10 protein-coding genes and 2 pseudogenes are annotated in these 19,717 nt (G+C 51.9%); 5 read left to right on the top strand and 7 right to left on the bottom strand.

Annotated features, from left to right (window positions below):
- The first annotated feature begins 153 nt into the window (after window positions 1-153).
- From GEI7105_RS0111955 to GEI7105_RS30180, 3 genes and pseudogenes are all read left to right on the top strand, one after another.
- A complete protein-coding gene (locus GEI7105_RS0111955) occupies window positions 154-408 on the top strand; it encodes a hypothetical protein (protein ID WP_017660691.1) in 255 nt (84 codons plus the stop codon).
- A gap of 504 nt (window positions 409-912) precedes the next feature.
- Window positions 913-1,169 (top strand): annotated as a pseudogene (locus GEI7105_RS41260) (ISKra4 family transposase); the annotation flags it as partial.
- A gap of 132 nt (window positions 1,170-1,301) precedes the next feature.
- A pseudogene (locus GEI7105_RS30180) lies at window positions 1,302-2,138 on the top strand (ISKra4 family transposase); the annotation flags it as partial.
- A gap of 234 nt (window positions 2,139-2,372) precedes the next feature.
- Here the strand turns inward: GEI7105_RS30180 and GEI7105_RS0111940 are convergent.
- The 3 genes from GEI7105_RS0111940 to GEI7105_RS0111930 form a co-directional block, all read right to left on the bottom strand.
- A complete protein-coding gene (locus tag GEI7105_RS0111940; protein ID WP_017660689.1) occupies window positions 2,373-4,538 on the bottom strand; it encodes an O-linked N-acetylglucosamine transferase, SPINDLY family protein in 2,166 nt (721 codons plus the stop codon).
- Window positions 4,539-4,708: 170 nt separating this feature from the next.
- Window positions 4,709-5,236, bottom strand: coding sequence for a type IV pilin-like G/H family protein (locus tag GEI7105_RS40450; RefSeq protein WP_017660688.1), 528 nt, complete (start codon window positions 5,234-5,236; stop codon window positions 4,709-4,711).
- A 130-nt stretch (window positions 5,237-5,366) separates the two neighbouring features.
- On the bottom strand, window positions 5,367-6,677 hold the full coding sequence (locus tag GEI7105_RS0111930) for a class I SAM-dependent methyltransferase (protein WP_017660687.1): 1,311 nt from the start codon (window positions 6,675-6,677) through the stop codon (window positions 5,367-5,369).
- Window positions 6,678-7,206: 529 nt separating this feature from the next.
- Here GEI7105_RS0111930 and GEI7105_RS0111925 point away from each other — a divergent pair.
- A complete protein-coding gene (locus tag GEI7105_RS0111925) occupies window positions 7,207-7,845 on the top strand; it encodes a hypothetical protein (RefSeq protein WP_017660686.1) in 639 nt (212 codons plus the stop codon).
- A 140-nt stretch (window positions 7,846-7,985) separates the two neighbouring features.
- Entirely contained in the window at window positions 7,986-8,972 is a 987-nt protein-coding gene (locus GEI7105_RS0111920; protein WP_017660685.1) for a cupin-like domain-containing protein, read from the top strand.
- Between the two features lie 9 nt (window positions 8,973-8,981).
- Here GEI7105_RS0111920 and GEI7105_RS33410 read toward each other — a convergent pair whose 3' ends face one another.
- From GEI7105_RS33410 to GEI7105_RS30170, 4 genes are all read right to left on the bottom strand, one after another.
- A complete protein-coding gene (locus GEI7105_RS33410; RefSeq protein ID WP_158413194.1) occupies window positions 8,982-13,967 on the bottom strand; it encodes a PAS domain S-box protein in 4,986 nt (1,661 codons plus the stop codon).
- Window positions 13,968-14,907: 940 nt separating this feature from the next.
- Window positions 14,908-16,029 (bottom strand): homoserine O-acetyltransferase MetX, encoded by a 1,122-nt coding sequence (gene metX / locus GEI7105_RS0111905; RefSeq protein ID WP_017660682.1) that lies wholly within the window; start codon window positions 16,027-16,029, stop codon window positions 14,908-14,910.
- Window positions 16,030-16,515: 486 nt separating this feature from the next.
- The gene (locus tag GEI7105_RS0111895; protein WP_017660680.1) at window positions 16,516-17,823 is read right to left on the bottom strand and encodes an O-acetylhomoserine aminocarboxypropyltransferase/cysteine synthase family protein; all 1,308 of its coding nucleotides are present in this window, start codon (window positions 17,821-17,823) and stop codon (window positions 16,516-16,518) included.
- Between the two features lie 568 nt (window positions 17,824-18,391).
- On the bottom strand, window positions 18,392-19,717 hold a 1,326-nt coding region (locus GEI7105_RS30170), incomplete at its 5' end, for an RNA-guided endonuclease InsQ/TnpB family protein (RefSeq protein ID WP_017660678.1).

Raw genomic sequence — 19,717 nt, 5'->3', positions numbered from 1 at the left:
GAAGTTATCTGAGTTCAAGTCTAGTCAAGAGGTTGAGAAGCAGGAAATCCTTGGTGTGAACCAGGGAATCTCCCTGCATACCCGATAGGGTTGCTGGGAGAGGATGTCAAAATAGAGATATCAAGAGACGATAACGAATTTGTTGGAGGCTCTATGTTTCTCAAACACCAACCTAGCGGGAACCTGATCGAAGTGTTAACGCTCGATCGCCTGTACAACCCAGCCAGCGAAAACATTGAAGGGCGGTTTCATGCGGGAGAAGAAATGCAAGATCCCGAAACCTATCGCAAATCTGAATTAATCTTTCCCTCTGGCGAATCGCTTCCTCAATGTTGGGTCGATCTCAACTATCGCGGTCAGAAGGTAAAAATCGGTCAAGTCCACTACGAAACGGTTGATATTTCCTAGGGTAAAATCTGCCCCAGCTATTTTAAACCCCGAAAAAGAATCGTGATAACTCCAGTGTTTTGCGGTGTTGGTTGTCAACACCGCTCTCTTATTCGAGCGATCGAATTATACGAAATCCGAATCTCAACGCTTCGACTTCGCTCGCTTCGACTCCGCTCGGACTCAAATACTGGTTTTACCCAGTCGAACAAGCCCCTCTCTGTGTCCTCTGTGCCTCTGTGGTGAAGACTGTTTAAAACCGAGCTTATCGGAAACAGATTCCGTATCAACAAGGTAAAGCGATCGATAACTACCACAATTTTATCGAAAATCTCGAATTTAAATATTTATCACAATTTTTTATCATTTTTTGTAATTTTAAAACAAATCGAAATCAGATTTTTAATTTTTTTGATTTTCAATATTGTTGAAAAGGTGAGCGATGCTCAGGGTGCATCTCACTTTCGTAAAAACACAAAAATCATGGTAAAATAATATGAGTAGATATATCTAAAAAATTTCAAAATGAACTTAAACTCCGAAGATCGAGAAAAGCTACAAGAACATCTCAAAGCGGTGGCTGACATCTTGCATCGTAATACGTCTTCAGATAGACTCCAAACTTTTGAGAAGATTGAAACCACTCTGAGAGACCAAATACAAGAAGAAGTTTCTCCCGAAATTGCTCAGTTTTTTTTTCAGCAGTTAGCCAAATCAAAATTGGCCGACCCCGAAAATTGAAAACCATTGTCGGGGAAGTTGAAATCACTGACAAACAAGCCCATTATTTTGGCTCTTCGGAGTTTAGGGTGACAGAAAAACTAACTTCACGAGATTTCAAGGGTTTTGGCTCTCGAATCTTCAATTTTTTGTATCATGCTATACATTTATAACCACAAACTCCGAAGACCCATTATTTTAACTTAAAACCGAACAGTAGATTGAGTCCCAAAATAAAAAAAATGCTCTCTTGGTTTTTGCCAATGAATCTTACCAAAGAGCCGAGGAAGATTTAAGCTCTTTGACGGGACTAAAAATTTCCTATAGTACACTACAAAGACTCGTTCAAAAACAAAACTTGGAGCTACCAAATTCCATAGTTGGAGTACAGGAAGTTAGCTTGAATGGAGGAAAAATAAGGTTGCGCGCTGCTGCGAAGGGTGAACCTTGCCAATGGAAAGACTATAAAGCAGTGTGTTTAAATGGTACTTATTTGGGAGCTTTTTTCCAAGACAACTTGGTTTTAAGTGATTGGGTTAACAGTCAGCCATTAATTCATCCACTATTTTGTCTGGGAGATGGACATCCGGGGATTTGGAATTTATTTGAAAATCTGGGAGAAGATGAACAAAGAATTGAAATTTTAGACTGGTATCATCTTAAAGAAAATCTTTACAAAGTCGGAGGATCGTTAAAGCGACTCAAGCAAGGCGAGAAATTGTTATGGTTGGGAAAAGTTGAAGAAACTCTCGATTTATTTCGAGCCTTAAAAAAGAAAGAAGCGGTCAACTTTTGTCGATATCTGGAAACTCATAGATCTTGAATAATTAACTATAAATATTGTCAGGAATAAAAAATCAGTTCCGTGGGTTCAGGCTCAATTGAATTGGGTGTTAAGCAAATCGGAATGCGAGTCAAAATATCGGGAGCGCAATGGAAAGTAGAGAATGTTTCTAAGCTTCTTTCTTTACGCTGTGCTTACTTAGGGCTTGCTGTATAAAACTGAAATGCAGACCCGGAAAGGGTTTTGAGGATTTTTTTGACCCGCTAGTGCAAGGTTTTCCCATCGAGACGCTCAAAAACCTTGCATTTTCGTCGGCGATGGCCGATTTAATGGGGAAGCTAGAGTCCAAAACGACCATTGGGCAAGCTGTACGGCATCAGAATTCGCTCTGTTCGTCTTTTTCATCAGCAAGCCCTACTTAAATGGCACTCTGTTTTAGCAATATTTTTGCAAAACTGAGATGCACCCTAATGAAGTCTCTTCATCCCACCATCTCCTGATAGGCACGTTCCATTTCTCGAGTAAACTGTCGTGCGTTCCACAACGGCGCAGCTTTACGGGATTCGTGCAGTTGTCGGACGACGGTTTTTCGCAGTTCGGTATCTTTCCCCAAGCGAACACCCCATTCGACGTACTCTTCATCCGTAAAGGCAATTCCGGCTTCGACACTGACGTTTTTTAAAAGGGTATATCCCTGACGACTGGCGAACTGCTGTCCTACCCGCGTCACCACGGGAACGCCCGCCCATAAAGTTTCGAGCGTGGTCGTGGTACCGTTGTAGGGATAGGTATCGAGAACCACGTCTGCAATGGCGATATTAGCCCGATGGACGGTTTCAGAAATGGCGACCGGAAGAAATCGCAGGCGATCTCGAGAAATCCCTTCTGTCTCCGCCTGTTCTTCAAACGCACGACGCACGGAGTCGATGTTGGTATACGCGCCTTTGACGAGGAAAATACTGTTGGGAACTTCCCGTAAAATTTGCAGTTGCAGGCGAATATTATCGGGATTGCGTTTGTAGCCAGTTTGAGAGCTGAAGTACACTACAGCGTCGGGTGGAATACCAAGGCGATCGCGCCGTAGGGTAGGAACGCCAATTTCAAAGCCATTTACAGCAATGTAGGTTTGAGGAAGTTGCCAGAGAGTTTCGCTGTAGTAGTTTTGGGCGTCGTCAGGGAGGACGTAAGGATCGCTGATGAAGTAATCGACAGCAGGGATTCCCGAGGCGTCTGCGCCCAGCCAGGAGACTTGGACGGGGGCGGGTTTGAGAGCAAGGACAGAACAGCCGCAGTTTGAGGTCACACTGTCAAGATCGACGAGAAGATCGATGTTGTCTTGGTGAATTTTGTCAGCAACGGCACGGGTGGAATAGGGCAGTTCGTGGAAGTTAGAGCCTTCGACGGCGGCAAAGGTTTGTTGCAGGGTGTCCCCAGTGTGGCGGAGGGAGTAAAGGTGAATCTCGAAGCGATCGCGATCGTGGTGGTGTAACAGCCATCGCATCAGCCAACCAACAGAGTGTTGGCGGAAACATTCGGAGAGATAGCCGATTTTCAGAATGTTTTGGTTGTTTTCGGCGGGGCGTTGTTGGTGCTGGGTGCGGTAGCGCTCGACACGATCGCTCAAATGTTGTTGTAGGTAGCGTTGGCTCGTTGCACCGATTTGGTTTCGCAGTTGGCGGTAACTGACAAGATCGTCGGTAAAGTAGGGCGTCATCGACCCAGCAGTCAGGATGCGAGTGGCAAACTCGAGAGAAATATTGTTGGAATCGATCAGGGCTTCGAGATCCCGTCGGTGTTGGGCATAGAGACTTTTGGCCGGTTCCCAATATCCAGCAGCCCGCATGAAACCTCGCAATTTGATGTGAGAGGCGAGAATTTTTTGGGGAAGGGTTTCGGCGACAGCCAGGGCGCGATCGAGGTAGTCAAGGCTGGCCTTGTTGTCACCTATGTTTTGACAGAAGCGAGCGGTTTCGACGAGGGCTTGGAAACGATCGGGCGCGAGTTCGAGACAGAGTTGTCCGAGGGACAGGGCATCTTGAGAACAGTTCTCGAACTCGAGGGTTTTGGCACGAGCGAGTAGGCGATCGATCGCGCGAGGGGTGTCGAGAAGGTGCGTAGCGGCAACGCGACACAGTTCTAAGCTCCCGGTGAGGCTGGGAGTTTGGCTCGAGAGGCGATCGAAGGTATTCCAAAGGGTGTCTTGGGGAACCTCTTGTGGCGTGGCAGTGGTGAGGCGATCGCGCACGTCTTCAAGCAGTTGGTTGTCATCTGCTGCCCACAGGCTCAGCTCCAGAGACAGGTACAACAGTTCGAGCAGGTTTTCTAAGTCGTCGGGACTCAATTCCCGCAGGTATTGCCGCAGCAGCCAAGTCTGTTTCGGATCGCCGAGCCGCCGGGCTTCCTGTAACAAAATGTCGGCGAGGTGTTGGCTCCAGTTTTCGCAGAGTTCTTCGATCTCGGGCGTCATCCACACCAGTTGGGCTTCGGTCTCCGAGCCTTGTAACAGGTAAGCGAGACCGAGATAGGCGTAGTATCGGGTGTCCTCGGGGGCATCGGCGATCGCTTCCTCCAAGGCGGCAATGGCTTCAGCGTAGTTTCCCTGATGGAGGGCATCGAAGGCGGGTAAGTCGTCTGTCGGGGAACTCACGGTCGTCTGTGGTATCAGTCTGTAATTTTACGATAACAGGGTTTGAAATCGGGCGATCGGCGGGGCTGCCATTGGCTTCTACGAAAAAGCGATCGAGCCTTAATTCTTTGCTCGATCGCTCTTCACTCAATTTCTTGAAACACGAACGTGTTAGGCGTAGGTAACGCAGCCTACTTCATGTCGAAATCGGTTCCGCCACAGTCCGCAGCTACTGCCGCTTCCGAAGCACCGTCGTTGAGTGTGATGGTCGGAGGTGTCGCGCTGGGTGCACTGGTCTGGCAAGCAGCAGCAGCCGTTTGACCGTTACCGTAAACCACGACGCCACCCGCATAAGCGCGTAACGTTTCTGGGTCGTTCGGATAGGAGTTAATGACTGCCGTAATGTTGCCGTCAGTGATGATTTCGTAAGTGTAGTTACCAGTTTCGCTCGCCAGACCAGCACCGAGGGTGTCGATGGTGCTGGCAAACGCACCTTCTTCCAAACGCACGGCTTGTTGCTGACGCATGACAGCACCAACTGTGTTTTTGGCTTCGGACTGCTTCGCTTTTGCCGCTTGGTTGAGGAAGGACGGTAGAGCGATGGCTGCCAGAATACCGATGATGATGATAACGACGAGCAGTTCGATGAGGGTGAAACCTTCTTGACGCTCTTTTTGGCTCAGGTGTTGGATGAACTTGGCTTTGAATTCAGTTTTCATTTGCTGCTTCTCCTTCAGGCTTGGGATGCTTGACTTTCCGCTCCTGGATTTAACTTACCCACGTTGGGGAGAATCCATATCATCCACCGGAAAATTTTTTTGGGGCGATGAGGAAATTTGAAATTTCACATCATCGTGCCATCTCCAGCATCACGAAGCCGAGGTCTTCGAGCGTCACCATTAAATCGCGCACGGCGTCGAGGGCTTCAGTTTGCGTCGTCGCCTCTAGCGTTACAGGGTTGAGGGGATGAGTTTTGTTCCAGAACGCCACTAGCTCGAACATGGATTTCGGGGCGTCGAAGAGGGGAAGCAGACTCGCTGCCGTGACGCTATCGATGAAGAGGTTCGTGACGCCGGGGACGGGGAGGTATTCGCTGATGGAAAATCCCCGATGTTGGTGCAGACAGGTTTCTAGGGCAGCTCGCGTCGAGGAGGTTTTGAGCAACGGATGGAGAGAGACTCGTACCGCCTCCCAGTTCGTCCAGTTTTCTACAGACAGTCTCGGCCGAGCAATGCCGGGACAACCGCACCAGAAGTCTAAGAGGCGGTGGATGGGGTGAATCAGTTCGTAGAGGTGTAGCCGTTCGGCGATGGTGGTTTTGGGTAAGCTCATCCCCAGAAACGCTGGAAGATCGTCGGGATTGTCGAACAGGTCGAGGGGATTCCACTGTCGCCAGTTCACCATACTGATAAACTCTAACTCTGCCGCTTCGAGCATCTCAAACAGTTGGGGAACGGTAAAGCCTTTGTCTTCCCGTAGCAGGTAATTGGCAAACAGTCGTTCTGGGTCTTCTGATAGTTTGGGCGTCCAGGTTTGGCTTTTGAGCTTGGCGAAGTCTTTGAGAGCGTTCATGGTCTCGCGGACGAGATCGATCGCCATCTCGTCAGGGATGTCTTCCCCCATTAGTCCCATCATGTTAAAGAGCTGTTGGGCACGGAAGAAATCGAACCGTTGGAAGGCACTGTGAAGGTTTCCCCGAACGATACCGTGAGGTTTGAGAACCGATGCCAGCGATCGCAATCCGGCGACGGGATTGGGGAGGAGGTAGAGAACTTCGTCGCAGTTGATATAGTCGAATTCTCGCCCCAAGTTGCCCACGTCTTCGAGAGACATGGCGTGAAATTCGACGTTGTCAATGTGGTGATGGTTTAACCGATGCCGGGCCAGTTCAATGGAACTTTCAGAGAAATCGACGCCGACGATGGAAATTTCCGGATTGGCGATCGCTAAGGCTAGGGCTTTGTACCCGCTCCCACATCCAGCGTCGAGAACGGTGAGGTTTTGGGTCTCGATAACTTTCCCGTCTCGTTTGTAAAAAGGTGTGACGAGGGTGTGTCGGTACAGTAGAGACAGATCGTCTTGGGGCGATCGCTCTAAGGGTTGTCGCGGAAACGGGGCGCGATCGAATTGTTGGCGAACGGATTCAGATAATTCAGTCATTGAGAGTTAAGAGCTAAGAGTTGATAACGAAGCAGTCGGGCTCTTCCGACCTTGGTGTGTAGGGTAAATGCTTGTAGCCTATATCTGGAAAGGAATTTCGCGATTCGATCGGACTTTTTATACAGTTTAGAAAAAACTCTTACCCTGTAAGGGTTTCAGCGATTTCTTACATAGTAAGTTCGGAAGAGCCAGCAGTCGTAAGATACGTGTTTATTAGTGTAGAGTGCAGAGTGTAGAGTGGGAATTCCTCTTTAGCTCTTCACTCTAGACTCTTAACTCTTCTCTGAAAGAGGCGCACCGCCAATGTACACCGCCCACAGACAAGGGTATTATCGCGCAATTGTCGGCGTTTTTGGAATCGTCAAACCGGACTGCCTCAACTCGAGACCACGTTTTCGTCGAGAGACGAAATCGCCCCCCTTTCAACGGTTCTTTAGTCAATCCTGACATGAGGTTGTCGGGATTTTCCCCAACCCCTACCGAATATAACGATACTGAGCGAACCTGGCAGTAGGGGAGTGAAAACAATATGCTAGAAACGCTGATTTGGAGTCTGTTGGTTGGTAGTCTGGGAATTGAAAGCTTGATGGCTGCGATCTGGCTGCGATCGAAGGAAGTGGCGATTCAACAGCAGCAGGAAGAGGAGGACGAGTTTTTGGTGCAATACGACTCGAAAGAAGGACACTGGGAAATCGAACCGTCCTCGAACAACGGCGAAGTCACGAATCCATTCGAGAGTTTTGAGGATTTCCCGGTGGACTGGCGAGCGTCGGGATGGGAATATAAAATCGTTCGCACGAGCCGCGATCTGTTCGGAAATCCGGCGTTTTTACAGCGGGTGCGGGACGAAGAAGCTGAAGCGGGATGGATACTCCTCGAAAAACTCGACGATCGCCGAATTCGCTTCAAACGGTCGATCGCCTTCGGTCAAGCTCTTCCCCTCGATCGCTTGCGCTTCGATCCCTATCGCTCTCACGTCGGCCCGACAGGTGAAGCGGGAAACTGGTTTGGTATGGTAGTGGTACTGCTGGCGTTGGCGTTACCTGCTTATCTGGGATATCAGTTAGTCGAGACGACGCTACACAAGTCGCGATCGAACCAACTGTCTCACCCCACTCAGCAAGCGATTCCCACCTTACCGAAATCTGCGCCACCTCCGATGCCGTAACCGCGATACAAATTACCGGAAATTGTCAGTCGTCAATTGGTCGATCGCCGCTATCTCGCCAAGCGACTTGACAGGGTCGAGAAGATCCGATTGAGTACTATCGGGCTAATCGATTTGCATTTCGGGCTGGTTTTATTCTTATGAACTTTCCGCAAGAGACGTCGCGCGATCGCGGTGATGCCTCGGACACTTCAAGTCTTCGCATCTCCGGTATTTCTCGCCTCGACTATCAAACTCTCTCTTCTCATCTTTTTTTAAAAAACTATAGACAAAACGGCGTTCCTGTGATAATAAAAGGACTCGTCAACGAACCGGATTGGACGCTCGAGTATCTCAGTCAACAGTTCGGCGATCGCGAATTTCTCTGTCGGTTTTACGGTGCAGAGCGAAAAACCCTCGACAAGCACCAATGGGACAGCATCGGCAGCGGTATCGACGCCAAACCCCTGCCGTTTTCTAAATACGCCGAACTCGTGCGCTCCGGAGAAGCCCGCCGTCAAGACATTTATCTGGCAAAATGTCCCTTAAAAACCACACCGCTCGACCGTTCGACCTCCTTGCACCAGTGGGGGCAAAAACTGGGATTCGAGAAAGCTGCCAGTGACTTAAACCTTTGGATAGGTCCGGGCGGACATATCGAAAGCTTGCATTACGATGCGTTTGACGGAACTCTCGCCCAACTCCACGGACGCAAACATCTCGCTTTGTTTCCCCCCTCTCAACTGAAAAACCTGTATCCGTTTCCCCTCATCAAACACCTCACGCAAGGATTGAAGCTGCGATCGTGGTTCAGCCAAGTCGATCTCGATCGCCCGAATTTCGAGAGTTTCCCTAAACTCAAAGACGCGTTAAACGATCGCATCGACGTGATTTTACATCCTGGAGAATTGCTGTATATTCCCTCAGGATGGTGGCACGAAGTCACAGCCTTAGACGACCCGTTAGTGTGTTCGGTCAATCGCTTTTGGCACGTCCGTCCGAGGCGACGATCGCTACTATCGGAAAGTGCTTGGCGAACCTATTTCGGGATCGGGCTGTCGATCCCTTACCTTCTATCTCAACTGGCGATCGCGGCCTTAAAACCCAACGCCTCCCAAGAAATCGAAAAGATCCGACGGATGTTCTAAATCTCAATGCTAAATCGCTCCCACATCCCGCTCTGGATCTATCTCTGCCACGACGACACAGTTCCGTCCCCGCGCCTTTGCGAGATACAGCGCAGCATCGGCAGCTCGAACCACTGCCCCTCCCGTCGCTCCATGTTGGGGAAACGCCGCCACGCCCAGAGAGGCGCGAATTGTCCCGAGAGGCCGCCCGCGATCGAACAGTTGCAACTGTTCGATCGCTTGGCGGATCGCTTCGGCGCGTTTGACTGTATCCTCGAGGCTGGCATCGGGTAACACCAACGTCAACTCTTCCCCGCCGTAGCGACAGGCGATATCCGAATCGCGCAAGCTGTTCCGCAAAAGTTTTCCGACGGCTTGTAGCACGAGATCCCCCGCGTTGTGACCGAAAGCATCGTTAAACCGTTTGAAGCGATCGATATCTAACATCACCACACCCAACGTTCGACCGTAACGCTCGGCGCGACGCACGTACTGCTCGAGGGATTCTTCCATGTAGCATCGGTCGAACAGTCCCGTCAGTCCGTCGCGAATGCTCTGATATTGCAACGTTTCCCGCAACCGCAAGTTAGCCACGGCCAAGGCTAACTGCTCGGCTACCGTGCGCGCCAACTGTCGTTTGCTCTCGGGTAACGCAGCGGGGTCGTCTGCCGCGATCGTCAACAAGCCTAACGTCTCTCCCTGAGCTACGACAGGAACGCACAACGTCGCGGCCGGCCGGTCGCCGTCCCGATGTACGTGGGCGCAAAACAAATCGCTGTCAGACCTTTCGACCCAGTGAACTCGACCGCGACGAATCGCCCAGCAGTCCTGCGGTGAAAACAACACTTCTGTCGAGAACTCTCCCCACGACGCCACCTCTTCGACCCAATTTCGCGACGGGTGCAGGGTATACACCGCCCCCGCACAGTGAGGAAACAACGGGCGAACGAGGGTCGCCACCGTTTTGTACGCTTCTTCGACCGTCAAACAACTTTGTAGAAAGTCGTTCGCATCGCCGAGCAAATTCATTTCGCTGTTGCGCTGTTTGAGTTCGGCGACCCGAGCTTCGAGTTCTTCGTTGGCGCGTTGTAAATCCCGCTCTCCCTGTTTGAGTTTGGTGATGTTGCGGAAGGTCACGGCAAATCCGTCCCCGAGTTTGACAGCGACGATTTGAAACCAACCGCGAATTTCGTCGCGATCGTAGAAAAACTCTCGTTCGCTCGGTTCTCCGCTTTCGACGACCCGCACGTAATCGTCGAACAGTCCCTCGTCTCGATACCCCGGTATGGCTTCTAACAAGCGACAGCCGATAAGCTCTTCGCTAGAACGTCCCACCAAACGCGCTGCGACGGGGTTGCACGATCGCCACTCGAAATCGACGATCGCCTCTCCTTCTGCCTCCCGAATCGCTCGAAATGCCATAATTCCGTCGAGGGAACTGTTCAAAATTCCCGCCAGTTGTAACTCGGACTCTTGTAACGCCTGCTGCACCCGTACCAGTTCGGTGATATCGGAATTCGACCCCACCATTCGCACCACTTGACCCGCTCGGTTCTTCACGTGAATTGCTCGACACAGGGCGTAGACAGTCGAACCGCTACGATGGTGAAAGCGTTGGACGATGTGAAAGCGATCGATCCGTCCGGCGTTGTATTCATCGAGGAGTTCCAACGTCGTTATCCGATCTTCCTCGACAATCACCTGCTCCCACGTTGAAAAATCGTTCTCGAGTTCCTCGTCTCGATACCCTAACATTTCTTTCCATCGAGGCGAATAATAAATCTCTCCGGTTTCGAGATTCCAATCCCAAAATCCGTCGTTAGACGCCCGTACCACCAACTCGAAGCGTTCTTTGGCTCGGGCGATTTCCGCTTGGGCGCGTTTCTGCTCGGTAACGTCTCGCCCGATGCCGATACTCCTGCCGTCAGACAGTTCCACGTTCGCCCAAGAGGTGTCTAAAATTCGACCGTCTCGGGTACGGGTTCGGAAGTCGTGCCACCGTTCGTCTTTGTGTAGCATCACTTCCAACACCTGTTGGCGGTCGTTTGGATCGGGATAACACTGTGCCAACAGGTCGATCTCGGCAATTTCGGCGGCCGACCACCCCAAGGTGTCTTCGAGGTAGCGATTGACTAACGTAACCTGTCCCTGGCTGTCGTAGGCGACGATCGCGACGGGAAGGCGATCGAATATTTTTTGCAACAGTTCGGTTTGCTGTTGCAGGGCAGCTTCGGCTTCTTTGCGTTCGGTGATGTCTTCGGCGACGCCGACGATGCGATAGACCCGATCGAAGTCGTCTTTGACGGTAAAAGCCCGATCGCGCACCCAACGCACGCGACCGTCGGCTCGATAAATCCGATATTCTTCGCAGTACTCGTCGCGCACCTGCCCCGATAATGCCGCCAGAACGCGATCGCGATCGTCGGGATGCACGGCTTCAAACCACTGGCGAGGATCGGCATAGAGATCTCGGCACGATCGCCCCCAAATGCGCTCGTAAGCGGGACTGACGTAGAACATCTGGTGGTTGTCTGGATCGGTCATCCAAAAAACGCTTTCGATATTCTCGGCAAACTGACGGAATCTCGCCTCGCTCTCCCGCAATTGACGTTCCGCACGACGCGCTTGGGTAATATCGCGACAAATACACACCAGTTCTCCGCGATCGGTCAGTTTTAACGATAGTTCGGCAATAAAGCGGCGACCGTCCCGCTGTCGCGCGATGACTTCCCCGCGCCACTGTCCTTTCCGCATCACTTGGGGATACACCTGTCGCTCCAAGCGCTCGAATTCTTCTGGTGGAAACCCGTCGTGCCAGGAGCGATCGCCGAACTCGCCGACCGATTCATAACCCAATAGCTTGGCGTAGGCGTCGTTGAGGTAAATAAAGCGACTGTTTTCGTCGAGAACTGCCATCCCATCGAGTGCTGCGTCTACGGCTACCAGTTGCTGTCGCAGGCACTCCTGGGTTCGCTTGCCCTCGGTGATGTCTCGAGCGATCGCCAAATATCCCGTGGGTCTGCCGTCGCGATCGCGAATCGTCGTCACCGTCAGTTCGACGGTCAGTAACGTTCCGTCCTGACGAACGTAAGTCCACTCTCGCGTCGGAGATGCCGAGGGCTTCTCCCGTTCCCCGTCACCCCAACGAGCATCAACGGTCAACACGCCGATTCCTCGCACGGCATCCGCCTCGAACGGTTCTCCGTCGCGACTCAATTCCTGACGGCGGATTTCCAACTCGCGATCGAGGTGAAGCAACAATAGAGTATGCTGACCTACCACTTCCTCGGCACGATAGCCCAACATTCGCTCGGCTCCGGTGTTAAACACCGCGATCTGGCCGTCGAGATCGGTGGCGACGATGGCAACGTCTGTGGCGGCGTCGAGAATGGCCTGTAAGCGAGCGCTGAGGTCGGCCAGACGGCGTTCGGCTTCTTTGCGATCGCTGATGTCGATTTGAACGCCGATGTAATGGGTCACGCGACCGTCGCGATCGCGAATCGGGGAAATCGTCAGTTCGTTCCAAAACACGCTGCCGTCTTTACGGTAGTTTCGCAGGGTCGCGCAGCAGGGTCGTTCTTCTCGCAGGGCAGCGCGAACGTCTTGGAGGGCGCGTTGTTGGCGATCACCTCCTTGCAAAAAGCGACTGTTTCGCCCGATAACCTCCTTTTGAGTGTAGCCGGTAATGCGCTCGAACCCCCGGTTGACGTAAATTAGGGGATTGTCCCTGCCTGTGGCGTCGGCGATGGCGATCCCGTTACTACTTTCGGCGATCACCCGTTCGAGAAGTCGCAGCCAAATGTCAGCAGCCCGGCGTTCGGTCATATCGCGCGTGACTTGGGTAAATCCGCGCAACTGTCCGTCGTCGTCGTATACGGCGGTCAGACTGAGACTCGCCCACAGTTGCGAGCCGTCTCCACGCACGCGCCAAACTTCAGTTTCGTAACCTCCCGTTCGCGCGGCCTGACGGAGTACGTCTTCGGGAAGACCTTTGACGCGGTCTTCTTCAACAAACGTGCAGGAGAAATGTTTGCCGAGGATGTCCTCGGTGCGATAGCCGTCGATCCGTTCGGCGCCTTGGTTCCAACTGACGATGTTTCCGAGGGGATCGAGGCGGACGATCCCGTACTCGGTTACGCGATCGACGAACGAGCGCCAGTCTTCTGGGGAGATCGGTGTCGTCCGAGAAGAACTGACGCTGGCTCTTTGGGGAGAGAGGAACGCTCGCTCGAACGCCGCATCTGATATCGTCGCGAAGAGATCTCCCCGACTTAAAACGCCCACGAGTTCGCCGTAACGATCGACGACGACCAGGTGGCTCGAAGCCCGATCGGCGATCGCCCGAACGGCACTATAGAGGGAAGCGTCGAGACCGATCGCATCAAATGGGGTGCTGGCGGCTTCTCGCGCGATCGTGCGATCGAAATCTAAGCCGAGATTGGCATATTGAAGTAAGTCGCCAGCCGTCAGAATTGCTTGGGGAACGCGCCGGCCGTCGGGAAAGGCATCGGCGATGACTACTGCCTCGAGATGGTGGCGAACCATTGTAGCGGCCGCGTCGCGCAAACTGGCTCGACTCGAAATCGCGGCCGGTTTCCAGTCCGATCGCTCGCCGATCGCTCGCCCTCGCAACGAATCGTCAGACAACTCCGGCAGCAATCGGGCGCGATCGAGCAAACCGTAAGGGTTGCCCCCCTCGTCGAGAAATAGTAGCCAACCGTCTGAAGCACGTTGGAGGCGTTCCCACAGCACGTCGCCCTCGATTTCACCGGCCGCGATCGCTGTCGGCAATGGGACGACGGCCTCGCGAACGGAGGCGGTCTCGAGATCGTCATCTCGGGCGATCGCTCGGCAGAGAGCGACTGCGCTGATGCGTCCAAACCCTCTTCCGTCGAGGGCGACGAGAACGCGTCCCATCGGTCGGTAACGGGACAAATAGGTGGCGATCGCCGTGTCGGGGTCGATCGCGATTGCAGTCTGTGACAGGACGTCGATGGGTAAAGCCTCGAGGGACAAGCTTCTTTTGTCCTTCTGAGGACTTGAAAGAAAAGAGTCTTCCAACAAACGTCGTTGGTTTGGATCTGTCATGGACTCTATCACGGACAACGAAGATGGTTTTCGATCGAAACGACGTGCGATCGCACAACTCGGTATGTCGTTCTGTGGCACTTCAGTTTACGTAAAACCACTCGCCTCAATTCAGTTTGGAGCATTTGAAGAAGAGTCCTCTGGGTCGTTCTCAAACTGTTTTCAATAATGTTTTCAACAAGAATTGAGGGAACGTTCTAAAGTCTGACATTGATTTCCTAGTCGTGCGTTTCGAGTTTTAAACAAGCGTGCGATCGGGTGCATCTCACTTTTGTAAAAATATAAGTCTGGAGTAGATTAGACTTCGGCAACGCTGCCGTCCATGGGTGAAGCGATCGCGAAACCCAACAACAGCTCAATTCACTATAGAGACTCCGATCTGATAAGTTGACATTTTTGAGATGCACCCCGTACGATCGCTTCGATCGAAACTGACTCGAACAGCACCTCTACCGAAAAAACAAGCGCAACTCACTCGTCGGACACCTATAGTAAAACGGCTCTTCCGAACTTACCCTGCAAGAAATCTCTGAAACCCTTACAGGGCAAGAGTTTTTGCTAAACTGTATAAAAAGGCATCTCAAACTGCGAAATCCCTTTCCAGATACAGGCTACAAGCATTTACCCTACACACTAAGGTCGGAAGAGCCAGTAAAACTAGCACAAACATCGTTGAGAAATATTGCATTTCTCAACCCCCTACGAGTCTCGACTTTCAACAATTCAGCGATCCCCGTTTCTATTTTTCTATGATAATTGGGAGGTTTGAGAGGAGATCGTCTCGATCGTAATTTGTTACTTCGTTAGTAACAAAGCGTCTGAGTTTGTCTCAACAACCGTTACCCGCTCTACCCGCGTCTTGCCTCGCTCAGCTAAAGACCGCCCGACGAAACTCGACGATCGACCGATTGAGGGCTTCCATATCGATTAAAAATGCGTCGTGACCGTGAGGAGAGTACAACCATTCGAGTTTGGCGTTCGGCATAAACCGAGCGAGTTCTTGTTGTTCGACAGGCGGATACAACAAATCGGAATCGATCGTGACCACTAAGGCCGGTCGATCGATCGATCGCAACACGTCGTAATAATCCCCGCGCCCTTCGGCTACGTCGTGGCTGTCCATTGCATCGATCAGTGCCAGGTACGTATTGGCATCGAAGCGATCGACTAACTTTTGCCCTTGATATCTTAGATAGCTACAGACCGCGCGATCGCCGTTTTCCTGCACCTTACGGCCGAACCGTTTCTCAAAACTCTCGTAAGCCCGATAAGAGATCATCGCCATCATCCGCGCCGCTGCCAGTCCCTGCTTGGGGAGTGCGTCGTCGTCGTACCATCCCCCTCGCCAGTTCGGATCGGAGCGGATCGCTTGTCGTTGTGCTTCGCTGATACCGATACACCACGCCGAATGTCTTCCCGAAGCCGCCACCGACACGATCGACTCGACGAAGTCTGGATAGAGTTTTCCCCACTCCAACACTTGCATTCCCCCCAGAGAACCGCCGATCGCCATGTGTAACTTCTGCACGCCCAACTCTTTCATCAACCGCGCTTGCAGGCGCACCATATCGCGGACGGTAATCGACGGAAAGTCCGGTCCGTACGGTTTCCCCGTGGCGGGATTCATCGAAATCGGGCCGGTCGTTCCGTAACAGCTCCCGAGTACGTTACTACATACAATAAAGTCGCGATCGGGATCGAACGCTCTTCCCAATCCGAATAACGGCCCCCACCATTCGTCGGCGTCAGCACTTCCAGTTAAAGCGTGACAAATATGAATGGCGTTGTCGCCGTTTGCATTGAGCCGACCCCACGTCCGATACGCCACCTTCACGCCAACCATCACGTCCCCTGACTCGATCGCGAAGGGTTCCGTCAGTTGGTGAAATTGCGTGTCTGGAGATATCAAATGCGAGTATTTCATCGAGAATTGGCGATGGGGAATTGCTGAAAATTCTAATCGATCGACGGCTTGCGACGATAGGGGCATTCGATACCCCTAACCCGGTGAGAGTGTTCGCATCCGCGAGATCGATTCTGGGGAAAGAGCAAACTGCACGGGGAGAAAGAGGATCTTTTGTCCCGCCAGTCGATCGCCGCCATCGTGGAGACTCTGCGATCGCCATCTCTTCACTCGTCGCGTTTGACGGTTTGCAGGAGACAGGCGAAAGCTAAACTATGGTGGCCTCTACTCGAGCCTCTATAGCCCCACTCAAATCAAAAAGGTCGCTTCGTGAGACTCGAGACCTCCCATCGATTTTCCTATAGCAGCCGCCAAATAAACCAGGACATTTTTTCAAGACTGAAAACTCACACACAACTAGATCTGACTGTCCTAACCCAATTGGCAAGCACTATACATGGTCGGAAACGGCAGAACCCCCCTCATCTTCCCCGACTCGCCGCGATCGCCGGTCGAGATGGGAAAAACGAGAGGGAACGGACACGACAAACGCGATCGCCCTTCCGATGGGGTTTATTTAACCTGAGCGAACGCCTGCTCGAAGTCAGCTTTGATGTCGTCGATATGCTCTAAGCCAACCGAAACGCGCACCATTTCAGGGGTAATCCCGGCCGCGTTCTGTTCCTCTTCTGACATTTGTTGATGAGTCGTCGAAGTCGGATGAATGACCAGCGTTTTCGCATCGCCGACGTTTGCCAAGTGAGACGCGAGTTTGACGCTGTTGATAAACGTGCGCCCCGCTTCCATACCGCCTTTGATACCGAAACTCAACACGCAACCGAACCCGTGTTTGAGATATTTCTTCGCCCGTTCGTGGTAAGCGTGATCGCTCAAACCGGGATAGCTGACCCACTCAACTTGGGAATGGCTATCGAGCCACTTGGCTAAGGCTAACGCGTTTTGCGTGTGGCGATCGACCCGCAAAGACAAGGTTTCGAGACCTTGCAGCAGCAAGAAAGCATTGAACGGACTCAAGCACGGACCTAAATCTCGCAGTCCTTCGACTCGCGCTCGGATGATAAAAGCAATGTTGCCAAACGGACCGTTCGGACCGAACGTTTCGTAAAAGTTCAGCCCGTGATAGCCCGGAGAGGGTTCGGTAAATACGGGGAATTTACCGTTTCCCCAGTCGAATTTACCCGAATCGACAATAACACCCCCGATCGAGGTTCCGTGACCGCCGATCCATTTCGTCGCCGATTGCACGACAATGTCAGCGCCCTCTTCGATAGGACGACACAGGTATCCCGCACAGCCAAAGGTGTTATCAACGATCAGTGGAATGCCGTTTTCGTGGGCGATGTGCGCCAAAGTGTGAAAGTCGGGAATGTTGAATTTCGGGTTGCTGAGACTTTCGACGTAAAGTGCTTTGGTGTTGTCGTCGATCGCATTGCGAAATTCTTCGGGATCGTCGCCACTGACAAATTTCACGTCGATTCCCATGCGGGGAAAGGCAACTTTAAATTGGTTGTAGGTGCCACCGTAAAGGGTACTGGTCGAAACGATGTTGTCCCCTGCTTGACAAATGTTATTGATGGCAATGAATTGTGCGGCTTGACCGCTGGCGGTGGCCAGTGCCATTACGCCACCCTCGAGGGCAGCAATACGCTGCTCGAATACGTCGGTGGTCGGGTTCATGATTCGGGTGTAGATATTCCCGAATTCTTTGAGTGCGAACAGGTTCGCTCCGTGGTCGGCGTCGTTGAAGGTGTAGGAGGTCGTTTGGTAAATGGGGACAGCCCGCGCGTTCGTACCGGGGGCAGGACTTTGTCCGGCGTGAATTTGTAAAGTCTCGAAATGGTGTTGATTGGCTTCTGACATGAACCGTTCCTCGATCGTGGGTTGGGTTTGGGGTAAAGGGGGTCTGCGTCGAGCTTGGGGTCAAATTATTCTAAGGCATCCCGTCTCTCTGAACAATTAAAAGTCTCGAGTGCGATAAGTTTTGTCACAAATAGGTAAAAATGCTGTAGCGAGGGGCATGGAAACGGGAAAATCGTTTGCCATATCGATAGAGCAACCCTAAATCAGTTGTGTAACAAAATTGAGACAAAAAGGGAATCGGGAACGGGGAATGGGGAACGGGGAACGGGGAATCAGATTTTTTCGGGTATTTTAATTGTTTGACGACTTATTTGGGACTGCTATACTGTATTAACACATGGTAATTCAGTAAAATTTAGAATCGATCGCGTGTTTTTAAATCCAGAAATTCAGTAGATTTGAGTGAAAGTTTTAGGTTGGGTTTGTTCGAGTAACCTAAAATGTTCGATCGCGGATTCTACCAATTTCAGAACTTTCAAATACAGCATTAACCGTTCGCGGGTACGCTGACGATCGCTGTACAGCGATCGAAGCCGAACTTACAATCCGAAACGAAATCCCGCGATCGCTAACTCAGATAGGTATTGACATCCTCTCCCAGCAACCCGTTCCGGGTATGCAGGGAGATTCCTTGGGTCGCCCCAAAGATTTCCTGCTTCAACAGGTGCCAGCTAGACTGAGTAACCTCAGTCCCCGCCGCATCCCCTCCACAGGCAGTTTCGATTTGCCGTTGCCCACGGCTACAGATAACTTGTCCACTCGCCACATCACGGGGCTTTGTTGACCCGCAGTTGTGACAGTGATGGATTCGAGTTGAGAGATCTTTGCGAACCTCCACTCCACAGTCTGGGCATTCCTGAGAAGTGCCACGAGCATCCACCTTGCCGTAAAAGACATCACGCTTCCAGCACACCCAGGGAAGGATCTGATTCACAAATTGTCCCAGCCCAGCATCTAGAGTGTGTTTGCCCAACATCCCTTTGGCCATAATGCGGAAGTCGAGATCTTCGACAAAAATCATCCCTGCACCATCACAGAGGTGATGAGCCAGCTTGAAATGCCAGTCTTTTCGCGTATCGGCAATACGTTGATGGACTCTGGCAATTTTCTTCTGGAGTTTCAGCCAGTTAGCTGACCCCTTCTGCTTTTTCTTCAATCGACGTTGCAGCGATTTCAGCTTGCGGTGCAGATTGTTGAAAAAGCGAGGTCGCTTGACCTGTTCCCCATCAGACGTTGAAAGAAAGTACTCCAGTCCAACGTCAATCCCTACCGGATGTCCGTGAGGGGCTACAGCAGGAATATCGACGTCAGCCTGAAGGCTAAGCACGACAAAGTACCCGGATGCCTTGCGAACAATTCGAGCTTGCTTAACCTGGAATAAATCAGGAATTTTCCGCGACCACCGAACCCGAACCCATCCCAACTGAGGCAACTTAATCCCTTTGTCAGACACACAGTTTTTGAGTCCTCGACTCCGCTCGGACTCAACGCTGAGCGGAGTCGAAGCGTTGAGCATCTGGGGGAAGACAAAGCTTCGCATCCGGTTGGGTTTTTTGAACCGTGGAAGACCCGAACGCTTTAACCGCCACGACTCCCAGGAGGCTTCCAGTTTTCGGATGACTTGTTGAAGAACCTGAGCGTTGACAGTCTTCAATCGGGGGTATTCAGCTTTGGCCGCAGTTAGGGACTTGCACTGCCGCGCATAGCTGGGAAATGGTGCATCCGCAGGCAAGATGTATTCCTGCACGATGGAACACGCATTCACGGGCGACTTTCCGGAATTTAGCCAATCCTTACGTTCCCGCAGGGCAAAATTCCAGACATTGCGGCACACATCCAAAATGTGTTCGATGTCTGAAACCTGCTCCGCTGTTGGCTCTAGCTTGAATTCCCA

The sequence above is a fragment of the Baaleninema simplex PCC 7105 genome (assembly GCF_000332355.1).
Lineage (GTDB): Bacteria > Cyanobacteriota > Cyanobacteriia > Cyanobacteriales > Geitlerinemataceae > Baaleninema > Baaleninema simplex.
This window is presented reverse-complemented; position numbering and strand designations above follow the sequence as displayed.